Origin of the sequence: Bifidobacterium sp. UMB1197 (assembly GCF_030217745.1) — a bacterium.
Classification (GTDB): Bacteria; Actinomycetota; Actinomycetes; order Actinomycetales; family Bifidobacteriaceae; genus Bifidobacterium; species Bifidobacterium vaginale_B.
Map to the genome: position 1 here is coordinate 96,038 of NZ_JASOOL010000001.1, position 17,787 is coordinate 113,824.

The 17,787-nt window shown below is 39.3% G+C and carries 14 protein-coding genes; 3 read left to right on the forward strand and 11 right to left on the reverse strand.

Annotated elements, in window-relative coordinates; translation table 11 throughout:
• Nucleotides 1–149: 149 nt before the first annotated feature.
• The 7 genes from QP420_RS00410 to QP420_RS00440 form a co-directional block, all read right to left on the reverse strand.
• Nucleotides 150–3,452, reverse strand: coding sequence for a type I restriction endonuclease subunit R (locus tag QP420_RS00410; protein ID WP_481616270.1), 3,303 nt, complete (start codon nucleotides 3,450–3,452; stop codon nucleotides 150–152).
• A 238-nt stretch (nucleotides 3,453–3,690) separates the two neighbouring features.
• Nucleotides 3,691–4,911 (reverse strand): restriction endonuclease subunit S, encoded by a 1,221-nt coding sequence (locus QP420_RS00415; protein ID WP_481616271.1) that lies wholly within the window; start codon nucleotides 4,909–4,911, stop codon nucleotides 3,691–3,693.
• Nucleotides 4,911–6,482 (reverse strand): type I restriction-modification system subunit M, encoded by a 1,572-nt coding sequence (locus QP420_RS00420; RefSeq protein ID WP_481616272.1) that lies wholly within the window; start codon nucleotides 6,480–6,482, stop codon nucleotides 4,911–4,913. Before QP420_RS00420 ends, QP420_RS00415 begins: the two co-directional genes overlap by 1 nt.
• Nucleotides 6,483–6,686: 204 nt before the next feature.
• Entirely contained in the window at nucleotides 6,687–7,715 is a 1,029-nt protein-coding gene (locus QP420_RS00425; RefSeq protein ID WP_481616345.1) for an FAD:protein FMN transferase, read from the reverse strand.
• Nucleotides 7,716–7,738: 23 nt separating this feature from the next.
• On the reverse strand, nucleotides 7,739–8,989 hold the full coding sequence (locus QP420_RS00430; RefSeq protein WP_481616273.1) for a Fic family protein: 1,251 nt from the start codon (nucleotides 8,987–8,989) through the stop codon (nucleotides 7,739–7,741).
• A gap of 459 nt (nucleotides 8,990–9,448) precedes the next feature.
• On the reverse strand, nucleotides 9,449–10,669 hold the full coding sequence (locus QP420_RS00435; RefSeq protein WP_481616274.1) for an ATP-binding protein: 1,221 nt from the start codon (nucleotides 10,667–10,669) through the stop codon (nucleotides 9,449–9,451).
• Nucleotides 10,670–10,798: 129 nt separating this feature from the next.
• On the reverse strand, nucleotides 10,799–11,773 hold the full coding sequence (locus QP420_RS00440) for a Fic family protein (RefSeq protein WP_481616275.1): 975 nt from the start codon (nucleotides 11,771–11,773) through the stop codon (nucleotides 10,799–10,801).
• 219 nt (nucleotides 11,774–11,992) lie between these two features.
• On the opposite strand from QP420_RS00440, the gene QP420_RS00445 reads away from it, so the two are divergent.
• Both QP420_RS00445 and QP420_RS00450 read left to right on the forward strand, forming a co-directional pair.
• Nucleotides 11,993–12,280, forward strand: coding sequence for a type II toxin-antitoxin system RelE/ParE family toxin (locus QP420_RS00445; protein WP_415695482.1), 288 nt, complete (start codon nucleotides 11,993–11,995; stop codon nucleotides 12,278–12,280).
• Nucleotides 12,252–12,554, forward strand: coding sequence for a HigA family addiction module antitoxin (locus tag QP420_RS00450; RefSeq protein WP_415695481.1), 303 nt, complete (start codon nucleotides 12,252–12,254; stop codon nucleotides 12,552–12,554). Before QP420_RS00445 ends, QP420_RS00450 begins: the two co-directional genes overlap by 29 nt.
• A 425-nt stretch (nucleotides 12,555–12,979) precedes the next feature.
• Here QP420_RS00450 and QP420_RS00455 read toward each other — a convergent pair whose 3' ends face one another.
• Both QP420_RS00455 and QP420_RS00460 read right to left on the reverse strand, forming a co-directional pair.
• Nucleotides 12,980–13,699 (reverse strand): Fic/DOC family protein, encoded by a 720-nt coding sequence (locus tag QP420_RS00455; RefSeq protein ID WP_481616276.1) that lies wholly within the window; start codon nucleotides 13,697–13,699, stop codon nucleotides 12,980–12,982.
• A 20-nt stretch (nucleotides 13,700–13,719) separates the two neighbouring features.
• Nucleotides 13,720–13,905, reverse strand: a complete 186-nt coding sequence (locus QP420_RS00460) for an antitoxin VbhA family protein (protein WP_481616277.1) — start codon at nucleotides 13,903–13,905, stop codon at nucleotides 13,720–13,722.
• A gap of 376 nt (nucleotides 13,906–14,281) precedes the next feature.
• On the opposite strand from QP420_RS00460, the gene QP420_RS00465 reads away from it, so the two are divergent.
• Nucleotides 14,282–15,565, forward strand: coding sequence for an ATP-binding protein (locus QP420_RS00465; RefSeq protein ID WP_481616278.1), 1,284 nt, complete (start codon nucleotides 14,282–14,284; stop codon nucleotides 15,563–15,565).
• A gap of 111 nt (nucleotides 15,566–15,676) precedes the next feature.
• On the opposite strand, the gene QP420_RS00470 is transcribed toward QP420_RS00465, so the two are convergent.
• Both QP420_RS00470 and QP420_RS00475 read right to left on the reverse strand, forming a co-directional pair.
• Nucleotides 15,677–17,176 (reverse strand): SPOR domain-containing protein, encoded by a 1,500-nt coding sequence (locus tag QP420_RS00470; protein ID WP_481616279.1) that lies wholly within the window; start codon nucleotides 17,174–17,176, stop codon nucleotides 15,677–15,679.
• Between the two features lie 294 nt (nucleotides 17,177–17,470).
• Nucleotides 17,471–17,785, reverse strand: a complete 315-nt coding sequence (locus tag QP420_RS00475; protein ID WP_060787082.1) for a F0F1 ATP synthase subunit epsilon — start codon at nucleotides 17,783–17,785, stop codon at nucleotides 17,471–17,473.
• Nucleotides 17,786–17,787: the final 2 nt, after the last annotated feature.

A 17,787-nucleotide genomic window follows, 5' to 3' on the forward strand; every position in this document is an offset into this window, starting at 1 on the left:
CCGTTTTATTTGGACTTTGTTCCGTTTTGTTCTATTTAAAGTCACCTCGCAAGTAACCCCATCAACATAATATCGATATATCAGGTAGATTGATATAGTTCAGCGCAAAAAACTCGCAAATATTACAAAAATGATATTGATAATGAGAATTATCTTTCGTACTGGGAATCATATTGAGAAAAACCAACAAGTCCAACAAACTCATCAAACAGTTTTCTCATGCTTTCCACAATGCGACTTTTCTTTTCAGCGCGCGCCTTAGCTGCAGAGCCAAATCTGCTCATTCTAGGCATTAAATCATTAATGTCTGTACCAAGCTCACTTACTTCGCCAGCGCTAAAAGATTTCTCCATAAACTTGCGAGTCAAAGAATCGTTTAATCCTTCGCTTTGCACAAGTTGCGCCAAATCATGATTATACTTTTGCTCAACATACTCGCTCCAGCAATCAACAATACTCACCTTGTTGCCGTTCGAATCGTAAACAGTAGTTGTATCACCATAATTCACAAGCTTCTCAAGCTCATTCTCGTTAAGCTGCGCAATAAACCCTTCAATAAGCTTCTTTTTACTACGCAACTGCGGGCTAGCGTCAATCGCCACCTTAATAGAAGCAAGAACATTTTTATCTTTACAATGCTTGCTATGGTAATGTTCTACTAACATCAAAATGTAGTCAATATTTACTTCTACTTGGCGCACAAGCTCCATCTCAAACACAACATCGTCCGTAATGTTTGCAATATCGCCTTTTTGCTCTTTGCGCTTCCATTCTTCATGCAAATCTTGGTAATGCCCCAAGTAATCTTGCATATCGCGCTCTTTGATTATTTCGTTGCCTTCAAATTGATCGAAAGCTTTCAGCATGTTACGCAAGCGCAAAATATTGCTAAAAAGCGATATAAACTTTTTCTGATTCTCTTCTCCAACAATGTTCAATCCTTGCAGCGGATACTTTTCCATAAGCTCATTTACTAAATCACTGTATCCACAGCGCTCAATTCCTTTAGCGTCAACGTAACCGTTAAAAATCTGCTCAAACGTAGGGCAAAGCACAATACCTTGCGCATCTTTATCTCCAAAAAGAGCTACCGCTTTGTCAACTTGATAGCTCAAATCCCTAAAGCACACAATGTTTCCGAATGTTTTAACGGAGTTCAAGATTCGATTTGTGCGCGAAAACGCTTGAATAAGCCCATGCATGCGAAGATTTTTATCTACCCAAAGCGTGTTCAAAGTTGTTGCATCAAAGCCAGTTAGGAACATGTTGACTACAATCAAAACGTCAATTTCCTTATTCTTCATGCGAATTGAAACGTCTTTGTAATAGTTTTGGAATTTGTTATTTGACGCATCATACGCAGTATTAAACATTTCGTTATAGTCTTTTATTGCGCTTTCCAAGAATTCTTGCGAATTTGCATCTAGATTTGCCGTGCTTTCGGAATTTTCTTCTCCAAGAGCACCCATGCCGTTGGCGTACTCCGAAGAATCTGACTCACCCTCGTTTACTGCATAGCTGAAAATAGTTGCTACTTTTAAGCGTTCTCTTGGAGGCAGATTTTGCTGTTGTTTTTTGAACTCGTTGTAATACAATTTTGCAAGAGGAATGTCTGCAACAGCAAAGATTGAATTAAAGCCGTTTACGTCAACTGCTTCAGAAGATTTTTTAGCCTCTAAAGTATTGTGCTTATCTGCAGCAAGTTCTTTAACGTTAAGAATGCGCTTGTACTTGTAAGTTTTCTCATTTCTATACGTTTTTTGAGTAAAATGCTCAATAATGTATTGAACAACATTATGCACGCGATCTTTGTGCCTAATTACATCGGGTCGATTAATATCTTTAACCAATTCGTCGGTTGCTTTTTCCAGCTCGCTCGATGTTTTTACAGTAGCAACGTATTCCACGCGGAATGGCAACACGTTTTTATCGTTAATCGCGTTAATGATTGTATACGTGTGCAAGCAAGGCCCGAAAGTTTGCTCGGTTGTAGAAAGATGCGTAGCGTCGGAGCCAGCAGCGTTCGCTTCAAAAATTGGCGTGCCAGTAAACCCAAAAAGCAGAGCATTTTTAAAGTGTTTTACAATATCTGCATGCATGCCTCCAAACTGGCTTCTGTGGCATTCGTCAAAAATAAACACTATGCGCTTTTTGTAAATTTCATGACTCGGGTTGCTGCTTATAAATCTACTAAGCTTTTGAATAGTGGTTATAATAAGCCTGCATTCTTCCGTATTGTCTTCTAGCTGTTTTGTAAGCACAGATGTTGAAGTGTTACTATTTGCGGCTCCTTTTTCAAACCTGTCGTATTCTCTCATTGTTTGATAGTCAAGATCTTTACGGTCTACAACAAACAAAACTTTGTCAACAAGATTATTGCCTTCTGCGTCTTTCAAAGCTTTTACTAGCTGCGATGTTTTGAAGCTGGTTAGCGTTTTGCCAGATCCAGTAGTATGCCAAACATAACCACCCTTTTGACGCTCTGATGCTGGCGCTTTGCTCGCATTAGCAAACATGTATTTTACGCGATTCACTATGTTTTCTGCTGCAGTAATCTGGTATGGACGCATAACCATCAAGCAATCTTCTGCATTAAAAACACAATATTTTGTAAGAATGTTAAGAATCACGTGCTTTGCAAAGAATGTTTTAGCAAAATCGCATAAGTCGGAGATTATAGTGTTTTGAGCATCGGACCAATAGTTTGTAAATTCAAAACTGTTACTTGTTGTTGTGTTGCTAGATCCTTTACTTTTCTGCTCGTTGTAAGCATTATTGCGAGTTGAGTTGGAGTAATACTTTGTCTCAGTGCCGTTTGAGATTACAAAAATTTGCACGTATCCAAATAGTCCGCTTCCAGCCCAAAATGAGTCCCGAGCATAACGGTTAATCTGATTGAACGCTTCTCTAATAGGCACACCTCTGCGCTTTAGCTCAATATGAACCATTGGCAAGCCGTTTACTAGAACAGTCACATCGTAACGATTACTACGCGCAGGGCCATTTGCATAATTATTGTTTGCATTATCGTTTGCGTTAACAGCATACTGGTTGATTACTTGCACAATATTCTTGTGAATATTTTCTTTGTCAATAATAGTAATGTTCTTATCTGTGCCGTCATCTTTTTTGAGTATTTTAACGTTATCTCGCTGAATAGTATCTGTTTTCTTAACTATATCGTCAGTGCTGTTTGCAATATTTTCTTTGAAAAATCTTTCCCACTCATCATTTGAAAAATGGTAATCGTTGAGCTTTTCGATTTGCACGCGAAGGTTTGCTATAAGATCTTTCTCGCTGTGAATATGAGCGTACTCGTAGCCTTGGGATTGCAAAATGTTAATGAACTCTTCTTCGAGTTGTGCTTCGCTTTGATAGCTGCTGTCGTTGCGCACACTTGGCGCAAACGTAGACATTACAGTGCTATCTTGATTCTCTAACACGATTTTCATTTTGCTTCCTTCTTACTCACATCATATCTTTTTCACAATTTGGGTAAGAGGCAAAGAAGAACCCCCAGGTTTGAGCACTGTTAGTAGGCTTAGGGGGCTGCTATTACTGTTGAGTTTAGCAGACATTTCTTACCTCCTCAATCGCTTCGGCGAGTCTCACTAGAAATGTAACTTTATGTAAATTGTAATACTAAATACGCTTTTATAGTTTGCTTGACATAAATTGTGCATAACTACATTACGCACGCTTGAAGGCTAGAAGAAGATTGCGATAATACTCGTATTGCTTGCGTCTAGCTTCGATTTCTGCAGGCAAGCCTTGAGTTAAATCATTGCACAATGCGTCAAAGCGATCCAGAATTTGTACGATTTGATTCTGTACTTCTAGAGGCGGAACGGGAAGAATTATTCCTTTAATTGATTCTGTGCTAGCATGAACGACCTTGCTTTTAACTTTTCCAGAACTTTTTTGCAAACGAGCATCAGTAGTTGATAATGCATAGCTCAAATACTTAGGATTTTGATTATGTTTTACGACAACAATATCTCCGCCAGCTAAACATTTTTCATTACCAACATAAGCGCATGATTTAGCAATGTCTTCAACACTCTCACCAGTAATTGCAAATAGAATATCCCCATGTTCAAAATACTTTTTATTTGTAATTAAAGATTCATCTGTATGAGAAAAGCAAGAATCAAACCATAAATTATATTTAGTATAAATTTCCCCATATCTAACGCACGGTATTCCAGTAGAAGTCACCTGATCTTTTTTAATTCCATAACCTCTGAATACATCCGTAGCAATATCACCAATCTTCTTATACTCCACACCATTCGGGCAGTAGTGTGAGATAAGCGAGTGAAGAGGATTGTTGTCGTCAAATGTAAGCAAAGTATCGCGGTAATATTCGTATTGCTTTTTACGATCTGTAAGCTCTGCTGTAAGATTCTCTGTAAGCTCTGCTGTAAGCTCTGTGAAATTATCCAATATGCGGACAATTTCACGTTGTACCTCCAGAGGAGGGACGGGTAGCTTGATATTCTCGAAATCACTTTTATTTAGTGCAGGAATACTGCCTTCAGCTACTATTCCATCCCTGATTCTCTGCTGAATATTTTTTAAACTATAGTATATGAATTTTGTCGAGGTTTTACTCTCATATTTTGACTTATATGGGTAACACAATCCTCCAGCCCAAAACCTTTTGTCAAAATAATTGACAAAAGCTGCATATTCCCCACGTGCAGCCACAGTAAAAGCAGGGCCTTCATTATTATATTTATCGTAATAACCGTATAATGTACGTCCCGAATTTATGACTGGGTATCCTTCGGATTTTAGTTCGCCCTTCTTCAAAGTGGCTTTTTTTAATGTTTCACAAATAGTACCTATAGTTTTGTATTCCACCCCATTCGGACACAATTTCTGAATCAGTTCATCTAACCTACTCATTACTGCACCTCAATTTCTGCAATAATCTCATCAATTGCTTTTCTTAAGATTTCTTCACGGGCAACTATTTCCTTGATTTCAGCATTTAGCTTTACGATATCAATCTTTTCGCGAGTATCTTCCGCTTCAACGTACGTAGAAACGGAAAGATTGTATTTATTGGATTCCACTTCTTCCAAAGATGCCACGTGCGCAATATGCTCCACATCTTGCCTAGAAGTGTACCACTTAACAATCTGCTCAATGTTCCCGTCCGAAAGCTTGTTACTATTCGTTGACTTTACAAACTCTCGGCTAGCATCAACAAACAGTACAGAAGTATCATTCCGCTTGTTTTTGCGCAAAACCATAATGCACGTAGCAATCGAAGTGCCAAAGAACAAGTTGCTCGGAAGTTGAATCACGCAATCAACAGCATTATGCTCAATTAAATATTGGCGAATTTTTTGCTCAGCTCCGCCTCGGTACATAATTCCTGGGAAGCAAACAATTGCAGCAGCACCATTTTCTGACAAATACGCCAAGCAGTGCAAAACAAACGCCATATCTGCCTTGCTTTTTGGAGCAAGCACGCCAGCTGGAGCAAAACGAGGATCATTAATCATACACGGATTAGAATCCCCCTCCCAACTTGTGGAATAAGGCGGATTAGAAACCACTAGCTCAAACTTTTTATTATCCTTGATTATCGGTTTTATAAGAGTATCGCCGCACGTAATCTCAAACTTCTTAAAATTCACATCGTGCAAAAACATGTTCATGCGGCACAAGTTGTAGCTAGTAACGTTCTTTTCTTGACCGTAGAAACTACCGTTAATGTTTTCAATGCCGAGTACTTTTTTGGCTTTTAGAAGAAGCGACCCGGATCCGCATGCTGGGTCGTATACGTCTGAAATGCTTGATTTTCCAACTGTTCCAAGGCGCGTGAGCAACATTGAGACTTCTGCAGGCGTAAAGTATTCGCCGCCAGACTTGCCAGCGTTAGAAGCATACAAGCCCATCAAATATTCGTAAGCATCACCAAAAGCCTCAATCACATTGTTGCTTACACTGCCAAGCCTCATCTCACTAATCACTTGTAATAACTTAACAAAACGCTTATTGCGGCCTTCAACAGTGTCTGCAAGCTTAATGTTATTCACATCATAATCAGAGAATAATCCCTTAAAATCGCCAGACGAATCAGTTCCTTGAGAAGAAGCTTCAATATTGCGGAACACGCGGCTCAATGTTTCGTTTAAATTACTATCTTGAGGAGCATTCTTAAGCACATTGCAAAACAGTTCGCTAGGAAGTATAAAGAAGCCTTTTTCACTAATCATCTCACTGCGAAGAGGCTCGGCATCTTCATTGCTTATTTTCGCATAATCAAAGTTTGGATCGCCGTCTTTAGATTCGTGCTCGTTTTTATTAATATAATCGCATAAATTCTCGGAAATATAGCGATAAAACATAGTGCACAATACGTATGCTTTAAAATCCCAACCATCAACGGAACCTCGCAAATCGTCGGCAATCTTCCAAATCGTGCGATGCAATTCCGCGCGTTCTTCTTCTTTGCGAGTGTCCATTTTACTGCTCCCTATTCGTGCAATTCGCGCAAGCGCATGCGCAATATATGAGCTAATTAAATAAGCGCAATATTACGCAATATTACGCAATAATTAAATAAGCGTTCTTTAATATTCTACTGTAAACGCGCACAATCAGCAGCAACGCTACCGTATTGCTTAGCCTAGCTTCGATTCTTGCAAGCAAGATAGCTCGCATAGTCATTATTGGGTATTAGTCAGCAAAAAGTGCGCTGGGAAGGCGGCCGTTTTGCGAAGTGTTTTATTCGGCAGCATTACAGCAAACTCAGCACTGGTAGTTTGCAGGATTTTTTGCAAATCGCTTTCTTTCGATACAAACAACGCAGTTGCGAGCGCATCGGCATAAGCTGTTGGAAAATCGCAAGTTTTGCTAGGCACATACGCCCAGCTTGCGCATAAATCGCAAGCAGGAATGCCGTCAAGCGCATTAATCAAATGAGTCGCAATTAAATTAGACTCAAAGCCACTTGCATTTTTTACTTTCCAACGCCTTCTTGCAGCAGACGAAGCACACAACGCTCCGCTTGCGATTGATGCCACTGCAACTGCTTGAGTCGTGTCAAACGGATTTTCCAGAGCCACTTTTATTTGATTATTCTCTTCGCTAAAACAAGCGCGCATATCTCCGCCAGCGTTAACCAAAAAATCAAAATCCGCAGGCGAATCACAATCCGAAGGCAAATCGCCGCTAAGCTCCTCTTTAATAATCTGTGTTACAAGATCTGCAAAATAGCCCTTTCCAGCTGCACCAAAATCAAGCTGCACTGGCTGATTTGTGTGGAGCGTTGTGCTGCCGCCATCTTGCGAAATATCTGCCCACGTAACTGGCAAAGCACGGCGATAATTAGCCCAGCCGCCACTGACACTGCCACTATTCTCACTCGCGCTAACAGTAGATTCCGGAACGAATTTCACAGAATTGTTGTAGCCAAGCGCAAGCAGATCCGCACCAATACAAGCGTCGAAAGCTCCGTGAGTAGCAGCGTAAAACTCGCTATAGAGCGCAAAAAGCGGCCCAGCCCACGTTGGAAACTCAAAATCGCCGCCAGCAGAAGCACAAGCCATGCGCGAAACTAGCGAATCTGCACGAAACCTAGAAAGCACCGATTCATACTCTTCAACAAAATCGCGAATCCGCTTCTGCACGCGCTGCGAAATCGGCACGCTGCTAGAGATAATAATCCCAGTGCCAAGCGCATGCTCAATCGCCACAACGTTTCTAAACATCGCTTTCCTCACGCAAACATTTCATTCGCTTTTTTAGAAAGCTCATACCGAAGAGGGCGCTCACCAATAGAATCAACCATTCCAAGCTCAATCAAACCGTTAAGCGCGCTCACAATCTTTCTCTCACCAACCTGCTCACCAATTGCATTACCAACGTATTCGCTTAGTTGCTTGCGAGTCATTGGAGTTGGATTATACGAAAAAAGCTTATTTTGCAACAAAATAGAAAGAACTTCGTGCTGCACTTTAGAAATCGCTGTTTTTTTGGAAAACTCGAATATCTTATTCAAGCAGTAAACAATCTGTTTTAACTGCACACTAATATTGTTTAATACTTCGCTCTGTGCTTTTTCAACATATTCCAACATTGTGCAGCAAAACATAGTTAAATCATTGCAATTAAACAGTTCTTGCGATTTGGAAAAGGCAGCATAATATCCAGATTTTTCTGCATAAATTATAGAGCTTAAGCTCAAAATTGTTGGCATCGAAAGCTGCTCGTGTAATTGCAAAGCAAGCAAAAACCGCCCAGTTCTGCCGTTTCCATCGTAAAACGGGTGCACGCTCTCAAAAGCATAGTGGCACATGCACGCCTTAATAAGCGTTGGAACTTCGTTGCTATTCATCAAACTCAACATCTGCGTTAAATGATCTTGAATTTCTGCTTCCGTTGCATCGCCATCGTGCACTGCATTATCCGCAGCATCACGAATACTTACTTTTCCACTTCTAAAGATTTCTCCATCCGGAATGTCTTTTGCCGCTAATTCGCCTTGCATAATTCGATCGTAGATTTTTCGTATATCTTGCAAAGTTTGCGGAATCGAAGTGACATTCTCGTCGGAATCTACAAGCTCAAGAAAAAGCTTAGTAAATTCACTAAAACGCGTATGCTTATTCTGCTCGTTTGCAGCATCAAGAGCTTTGGAAAGCTCTTTTCTAGTACTATGAACGCCTTCAATAATGTTGGTATTTTGCACTTCTTTTGCAATAAGTTGCATTAAATACTCGCGCTGAGCAAACCGTGGTAACTCGTTCCACGCTTTTTCAACTGTTTTTTCAGCATTCGCAATATCATTCATGTGCGTTACAAGATCCGTTACGCACGTTGCAAAAATTTCATGCGCATCAAATACGATTCCGGAACGATAGGTTGCAGGATTATCAATGCGCAATCGATATTCTTCTTCCGCAATATCACAAGGTTTTGCATTACTTTTAGACATTGCAACTATTGTGCGTATTGTTTTGTAATCCATAATGCGACTCCGTTTACGTTATTGCGTTTACGTTATTAAGGATTTTGTAGTAATGTCTTGCAATATTTTGCTTGCGATATTTTTGCTTATACGCAAATAACGCATTTATCACAAAATGATTGCATAGCTAACGTAAAAATATATTCTATACCTACATTTTGCCAAAATGAAGGCATAACGCACAAAAAATACTCATCTATACCGACATTTTCGCAAAACAGCACTATAGAAGCATCAGTAGTGCCGGCAACATAACGCCACTCGTTTCAGCGTAACATGATTTACGCGCTTTAATGCCGAGCAAATCACACTTCGCAAAACCAATCAAATCTCACTTCGCAAATTTGAAAATTTTTTAATTTTGCGAAGTAAACCTTCACAATCAATAAGCTAAACCATATGCGAAAGAGAAGAATAGTAGAAAAACAAAATACCCTTATTAAGCGCATTCAATCCTAATCATCGCCCATATAGCCATCGCGCTATATCAACTATTCTTACACCGTCTTGTTCCATCTCATCATGACGAGTACGAGCAATAATCATCTTTGGGTAAGCGTCTTTTATAGATAACAGTGGACTAATTTCTCGTTCAAAAGTCTCCTCGCGCGAAATATCGTCAGAAACTTGAATATAAGTTAGCTTACCGTCCTTCTTTGCAACAAAATCGATTTCCTTAGTGTAAAGCTTGCCAACATACACTTCATATCCGCGTCTTAAAAGTTCAATAGCCACCAGATTCTCATACAAGTGACCAACATCAGAATATCTAGTACCTAATTCCGAAAACCTAAATGATAAATCAGCGAGATAATACTTTTTATCTGACTCAAGATACTTCTTGCCTTTAATATCATAACGTTGTATTGGGTAGAACATGAATGATTTACATAAATAACTAATATGAGCACCAACTGTTTTGTCATTAGTTTTATAAGTTTTTGATGTTAACGCAGAAGCAACATTGCGAATCGAAGTACAATTACCAACATTGTCCATAAGGAAATTCGCAATCATAACAAGTAAATCTTCGTTTTCTATGCCATATTTTTGTACAATATCTTTCACTATAGTTGTGCGATATATTCCTTCAACATACTTTCGCGCATCATAATCTTTTCTATACAAATAAGATCCAGGCATTCCACCACGTACATAGTATTCATCGAAATACTTATCTATATCACTCTTATCAATATAACTTTCATCATTATCTGTTTTTGAATAATATTTACAAAATTCAGCAAAAGAAAATGGGTACATGCTAATTTCAAACACTCTACCGCCAAACAACGTAGCAAGATCACTTGAAAGCAAAAAAGCGTTAGAACCAGTAACATATATGTCGCATAATTCTTCATCATGAATACTATTAATCACACGTTCGAAGCCATTGCAAAGTTGAATCTCGTCTACAAAAAGATAATTCGATTTACCATCCACACAATGTTCTTCAATGTAATTATATAAAGCATCTTCTTCTAAAAGTTTTTGATACTTTTTTTGATTTAGATTTATTCGAATTACATTCGCATTAGCATCTTGTTGAATACGTGAACTAAAAGCATCTAACAGTTTAGATTTACCGCTTCGACGAATTCCCGTAATGACCTTTATATCTGGCACATCTTTAAGTTCCTGCAGCCTATTTAAGTAAAAATCCCTGTCAATTAGCTTCATAGCACACCTCCCGATGTTTCTATTATAACTAAAATAGAGCAAATCCCACTTCGCAAATTTGAAAATTTTTTAATTTTGCGAAGTGAACCAATATTCACACAAGCCGCAAAACATAATAAACAGAACGTGTCACAACCCAAAAAGCTTTAACAACGCGCGGAACGTATCTTGACCGTCACAGCAAGTTTCAACTAAGAATCCTCGCTCATTGCTGTATTCTTTGAGACCGCGATAATAGTAATATTTCTTTCGATCCTCAATAATAAACGGCACAATATTATGCTTTAAACATTCCTTAAAAGCAATCAAACGCCCAACCCTGCCATTACCATCCTGAAATGGATGCATTTGCTCAAACCTGTAATGAAAATCAACTATATCTTCTAGCTGCAAATCAGTTTTAGCAAGGTATTCTGCCAGCAACTTGCTAATCTCCTCATGCACTTTTTTAGGCTCGCAAGTTTGCACACCGCCCACAACATTCGCGCGCAACTTGTAATCTCCCACACTAAACCAAGGTAGAAGCTCGTCACTTGTTCCGCGTTTAAGCAGCAAATGTAAATGCTTAATCATGTCTTCGCTAAGAGACTCCTCAGCAACATCAATGCAGTAATCAATCGCACGAAAATGATTCACTGTTTCAACAATGTCATCAACCCTAATAGCTGTACTAGCATTTGCACCAACAACTGTACCTTTGTTTTCACTTTTGTTCGCACTATCGCCGTACATATTTTCTTCGGTACCAATAGTGTTAGTTTCAAAAATTCGCCTAGTTTGATCTTCACTTAGCTGGCTTCCTTCAATATGATTCGAGTTGTACGTCATGCGAATTTGAAGCTCGTGATAAATTCCGCCTGGAATACGATGCGCTTTTTCTTCCCTAAGCCTTTGCAAAATAGCATTACCTGAGATTAAGCAATACAATTCACTCGGCTTACATTGTAAATAGTTGCTGATTTTTGCGATTACTAAGTTTGATAGTTTTTCACCTTTTGAGATTTTTGCAATCGTACGAGAAGAAATATGCAACTCGGCTGCTAACTGCGATTTTTTAACGCCTTTTTCTTGTAGCATGTTGTTCAATCCCGTGTAATCATACATTTTTAACGCTTCTCTTTCTTCTGCTGCCTTGCTTTATTGAGATGAATTATTGCGAATTTATATACTCACACACTAAAATCTTTACTTATTTTCCCATAATCAACATAAAAAGTAAAGATAATTGCGATTTGACGAATCCAGCATCGGCAACATAACGCCACTTTAACACAAACAACACTAACGCTTGACGTTAGTAACGCAATGCATTAGCATAGTTTTATGGAAACAAGAGAAAAGGAACTTAATGATTACCTATACGGCGGAGCATACCCCAAAGGTTACCCCACAGGATTAGAAAAAATCCTAAAGAGAAAGCTACAAATACTAAAGGCTGCACACAGTTTGCAAGATCTTAAAGCGCCGCCAGGCAATCAGCTTGAGCCACTCAAAGGCAATTTACTTGGATATTGGAGCATAAGAGTAAATAAACAGTACAGACTAATTTTCAAATGGAACGATAATACGAAAGAAGCTTACGATGTCTACTTCGACGACTACCACAGATAACTATTTGAGCACTCCAGGCGAAATCTTGCGCGAAGAATTTATGGAACCTCTTAAAATAAGCTCATACAAGCTTGCTCACACTATTGGCACATCGCAAACAGCTATTGGAGAGATTCTCAGCGGTAAACGTGCAATCAGCGTAGCAATGGCGTACAAGCTATCTAAAGCTTTTAGAACAACTCCAGATTTTTGGCTCAACCTTCAACGCGACTACGACATTTTGCGATTTGACGAATCCAGCATTGGCAACATAACGCCGCTCGTTTCGGCGTAACACGATTTACGCGCTTTAAAACTAAGCAAATCCCACTTCGCAAATTTGAAAATTTTTGGGTTATAGGCCAAAAAGTGTGTAAAAAATCATGTCTCACGTATTGCAATACAAGCGTTTTACGGTAATCGAATCTGTTTTCTGCACATTCGCCACCTGGACAAAAAGTGTGTAAAAAATCAGCTCATAACCCTTATAGCAGTAAGGCTCGTAGCATATCGAATGTAGATTATTCTTCATTTGTATGAATAACCCACTATGCGATAACTGCCGTCAAACAATTCCTTGATTTCCCATAATCAACATAAAAAGTAAAGATAATTGCGATTTGACGCACATAAAAGTAAAGATTTGCAAAAGAAAATATGTATCAAAAAATAATCAAGCCACCAGTGCTAGTATGCTCAAGCGCTAAATTCAATCTAAATTCAAGCCATGCCGTAACGCATTTTATACGCCGCGTAATCCTTATCTTGCAAAACACTAGCCACATTCGGCTCGTATTCGTATTCTTCTTCAACAAGATGCGCAAACTGCTGCTGAGCCAAAAGATCAACTTGCAAAGGCTTTGTAATAATGCGGAACATATCCTCAAGAAGCTTCGTATCGTTAGCATCTTTAGCCTGGATTGAAGCCTTATCGTTAATGCGCTGCGTTATTAATCCCCAATCAAAATGGTACCCAGCATCTCGCGCAACTATATCCCAAAAAACGCGCTGCGTTCTACCATTACCCTCACGAAATGGATGCAAAACATTAAAATTATTGTAATTTACGCTTAGCTTACTAATAAACTCATCAATAGATAAGCCCTGCAATAAATTATCATTTTTAAGCGTTTGCTCACAGTAGTGAATTCCAACGCCCATGTATTCAAGCGGATGAAACGGCTCGCCGCCGCCTTTAGACATGTCAATAGTGCGAATCTGACCAGCCCAATCGTAAACATCTTGAAAAAGATAATGATGAATCCACTGCAATTGCTTAACAGTTCCTTCTGCATGTGGCAAGTTTTCGTACAAAATAGAGCATCTTGTAAGAACAGCATCGTTCTCATATTTATCTAATTCGATCTGATTATCTATATTAGACTTGTTCTTTAATACCCTTGTGTGAGGAATAAGATACGGATCAAAAACTGTTTCCACGGCGCACACAACCCAATAACCTAATCCGTTACACCATATCTAGAACGCATTCTAGCAACAAATTCGTCACTGGTTATAAAACCTTTAGCATATTGATTTGCGTCATAAAGAAACTCTTTTGAAGGTGAATTGCCTTCAAGTCTGCCTGAAGCTATTGCAAGACCCAAATTTTCTTGACGTTTACGTTGCGTTTCTTTATCAATCATTTCTACTCCCTGCCAACACCCTCTCTCAAATCAAAAATAACTACACACTATTTTACTATTCGCAATGCATTTATGCGCAATGCATTTTTGATTACTGCATATTCTGCTTACAACACATTTTTGTTGCATCATATTTTGCGATTTGACGAATCCAGCATCGGCAACATACAGCAACTCGTTTCGGCATAAATAACCTAAACTTCGGATTTTACACAAGACAATCCACTTTCAAAAGTGAAAAAATATTACAGTTTTGAAAGTGAAAATGATATAATACTTTCAAAAGTAAAATAAAATTAAAGTTTTGAAAGTAGAAATACGTGTTTGCTTTCAAAAGTGAAAAATACTACGATTTTGAATACAAAAGGTGATTGCAATGAAACTCATTGAGAGAACAGATTACTTAAATCGCCTAAAGCGACTTAAAGGCACTCCAGATATAAAAATCATTACTGGTATTCGACGCAGTGGAAAATCAGAGTTGTTGCGAGCTTATAGCAAATATTTAGAAAACACTTATAGCGATCAAAATAGCAAACTTTACGCATCAGCCAAACATGCACAGCAGCCAAACAAGCTACAACAACAAGATAACTCAAACAACCAAGAACTTAACATAATCAGCATTGACTTCAATAACCTAAATTACGAAAATCTAAAAAATTACAAAAGCCTTTTTGAATACGTTGAAAGCCGTTACATGCCCGAAGCGTACAACGTTCTTATGATTGACGAAGTGCAATTATGCCCAAAATTTGAGCTTGCGATTAACAGCCTTCACAATAGCAATAAATACGATATTTACTTAACGGGATCCAATGCATTCTTACTTAGCTCGGATCTTGCAACACTGTTTAGTGGAAGATTTATTGAAATACCAGTATTCCCGTTTAGTTTTGCGGAATATTGCGAATACTTTGAAATAACAAGCAACTTTAACGATGCTTTGCAAAAGTATTTACAACAGGGCGGGCTTGCAGGCTCATACGTTTATGCCAATCAAGACGATGCGCAAGCGTACATAAAAAACGTGTATACAACTCTTGTTAAACGCGATTTAGTAGATAAATACGCAATATCGGAAGTGTCACTTCTTGACTCAATATGCGAATTTTTAATGGATAATATTGCAAATCTAACAACCGCAAACAATATAAGCTCAATACTTAAGAAAAATCATATTGAAACAACGCACATAACAGTTGGCAATTATCTAAAATATTTATGCAATGCATTCATGTTTTATAAAGTAAAACGTTACGATATTCGCGGTAAAAAATATTTAGAAACAAACGAAAAATACTATTTAGCAGACACCGCGCTACGCTACGCAATTCTAGGAACACGCAACATGGATTACGGTAGAGCGTACGAGAATATTGTGGCACTTGAGCTTATGCGTAGAGGCTACACGATTTATGTTGGTAAACTTTACCAAAAAGAAGTAGATTTTGTGGCAATAAAAGCGAGTGAAAAACTTTATATTCAAGTTTCAGACAATATTAGCGACGATGCAACATTGGAACGCGAACTTTCGCCGCTAAAAGCAATAAAAGACGCTTACACTAAAATCCTACTTGCAAACACTCGCCACGATTCCTACGACATTGAAGGAATACGCGTAATAGACATAGCGCAATGGCTACTTAACGCAAACTAAGTCAAATTCCAGAACGCAGCAAGCAGAATACAAAAGGGCCTTCGAGAGTGAACGCAAGCGAACACAAACGAAAGCCCTAAAACACTAGCGCTAACACGTAGCAAGCAAAACTTAGCTACGCACCTTACGCAACAATGCACCAGAAGCAGCAAACATCAAAGCAGCCAAAGCCACAAATGCGCCACCAACACCAGTAGCAGGCAAAACACCCTTACCATCACCCTGGCCAGCTGTATTGTTTTCAACAGTAATATCCGTCCAACCAAGCTGATTACCCTGCTCATCCACAAGCACAACAGTATGCTTGCCAGAATAGCCAGCAGGGAATTGCGCATCAAAATAAGGAACGCCATCAGGGCCAAGCTTAACAGTCACAAAATCACTGCCATCCACGCCGCGCAAAAGCTTAGGAGTGGAATAAATGAACGCGTAAGCCTTCGCAGAACCCTCGCTACGCAAGCGATTAAGGAACGCCTTGTTGTTAACGTTCACAGAAACCTTGTTCGCAGAACCTGCAACAGCAATGTTGTTGGAACCAACCGTTAGCATGCCCTTTAATTCTGGCTTAAGCTGATCAACGCTAGCAGGAGCCGAAGGAACCACAGCTTTAGCTTGAGATGGCTTTGCAGCAGACTCAGACTTGGCGGACTCAGACTTAGCAGCAGCACCAGGAACAGAAGGAACAGCAGGAGCGTCTGGAGCTTCTGGAGCTTCTGGAGCTTCTACAGACTTATCTTCTGGCAATGCTTCTGGAGATGCTTCTGGAGACACTTCTGGCGAATCTTGGCGGGCAGCACCAGGAACTTCTGGGGTCTGAGCCTTTTCAGACTCACTCTTCTTAATCTTTTCCGCTTCTGCAAGAAGATTCTTTAAAAGATTCAAATTAGACTTCTTAGAATCGCGAATTATTTTAGCGGTAAAACGTAGTCCTTTTGCTTCTGCCTGCTTGGCCAAAGCTTCCTTTTCTTGCGCCTGCTTGGCCAAAGCTTCCTTTTCTTGCGCCTGCTTAGCCAAAGCTTCCTTATTTATTCGATCTTCATATTTAAACATGGAATTGAGATAATGCAAGGTATTATAATTAGACTCTTCAATCTTCTTAGCAAGAGAATCAAGCCCAGCTTCTTTAGCTTTTTTAACTAAAGCAGCTTTGCCTTTAACGTATGCACTTTGAGCCTCATTGCGCTTTTTTGCAAGTTCAGTTTTGGTAGTATCATCACCGTAGAAAATCTTATTCGCCGACTTAAAGTCTCCTGCTTTACGCAGCTCATTAGCAAGATCATGCAAACCAATAACGTCAAGATGCATAGCACGATATTTAACAATCTTGTCGTTTACGTATTTAAGAACAGCATCATTCTGGCTACCATAACCAGTAACTTTCGAAGCGTTATTGTCGAGATATTTTACAAGCTCATCAATTTCGCCGTTAAGAATACCAGAGTTTTTTACGCGTTTTTTAAGTGCCTCTAGAGGGGAGAGTTTAGCAGGTGCTCCACCGCTATTCGTTTGAACTGGAGTCTCACTACTAGCCAACGCTGGCATGGCAAACGCAATTCCCGAAACAAAAGTTGCCATCGCCGCAAAAGTGGCGACTGCTTTTTTACTTAACATACTTTTCCTTTCCTCTCATCACGAATCATCGTGCGAAGAGCCTATTTGCTAAAAACAGCACAATAAGTGATTCAATTTAGGCTTAAATTAAATCATTACAAAGTATACAGATACCCTACCCCCGTAACGTATTGTTATAACCTTTCCATAACAGATAAAACAGACCAATTAAACAAAAATAAGACATAAACAAAACACAGATAAAACAAAAGCAGGAGCTGCGATAAATAATCGCAAACTCCTGCAATATACAAGCCGATTAAGCTTAGGCTTACAAAACCATAAGAATCAGCCCTAAATTACCTTTGCGTTAGGCAGCACGTTGCCGTCTTTATCAACGTTGCAACTGTGCTCAACAGCAATCGTAATGTGATCGTTGTCAACGGAATAGAAGCCATCAGTCACCTTAAAAACGTGACGAACGCCTTGCAAATCGTCAACCTTTACAAATCCGTGATCAATCAACGCAAGCACAGCCTCATGCCCAGGAAGCACGCCCATTGTGCCATTCACAGAAGGAATAACAACAAACTTAGCAGCACCTTCCCAAACAGGATGCCTGGCTGCAACCACGCTAACGTGCAGCGTTTTCACTTGCTTTTCTGCCATAA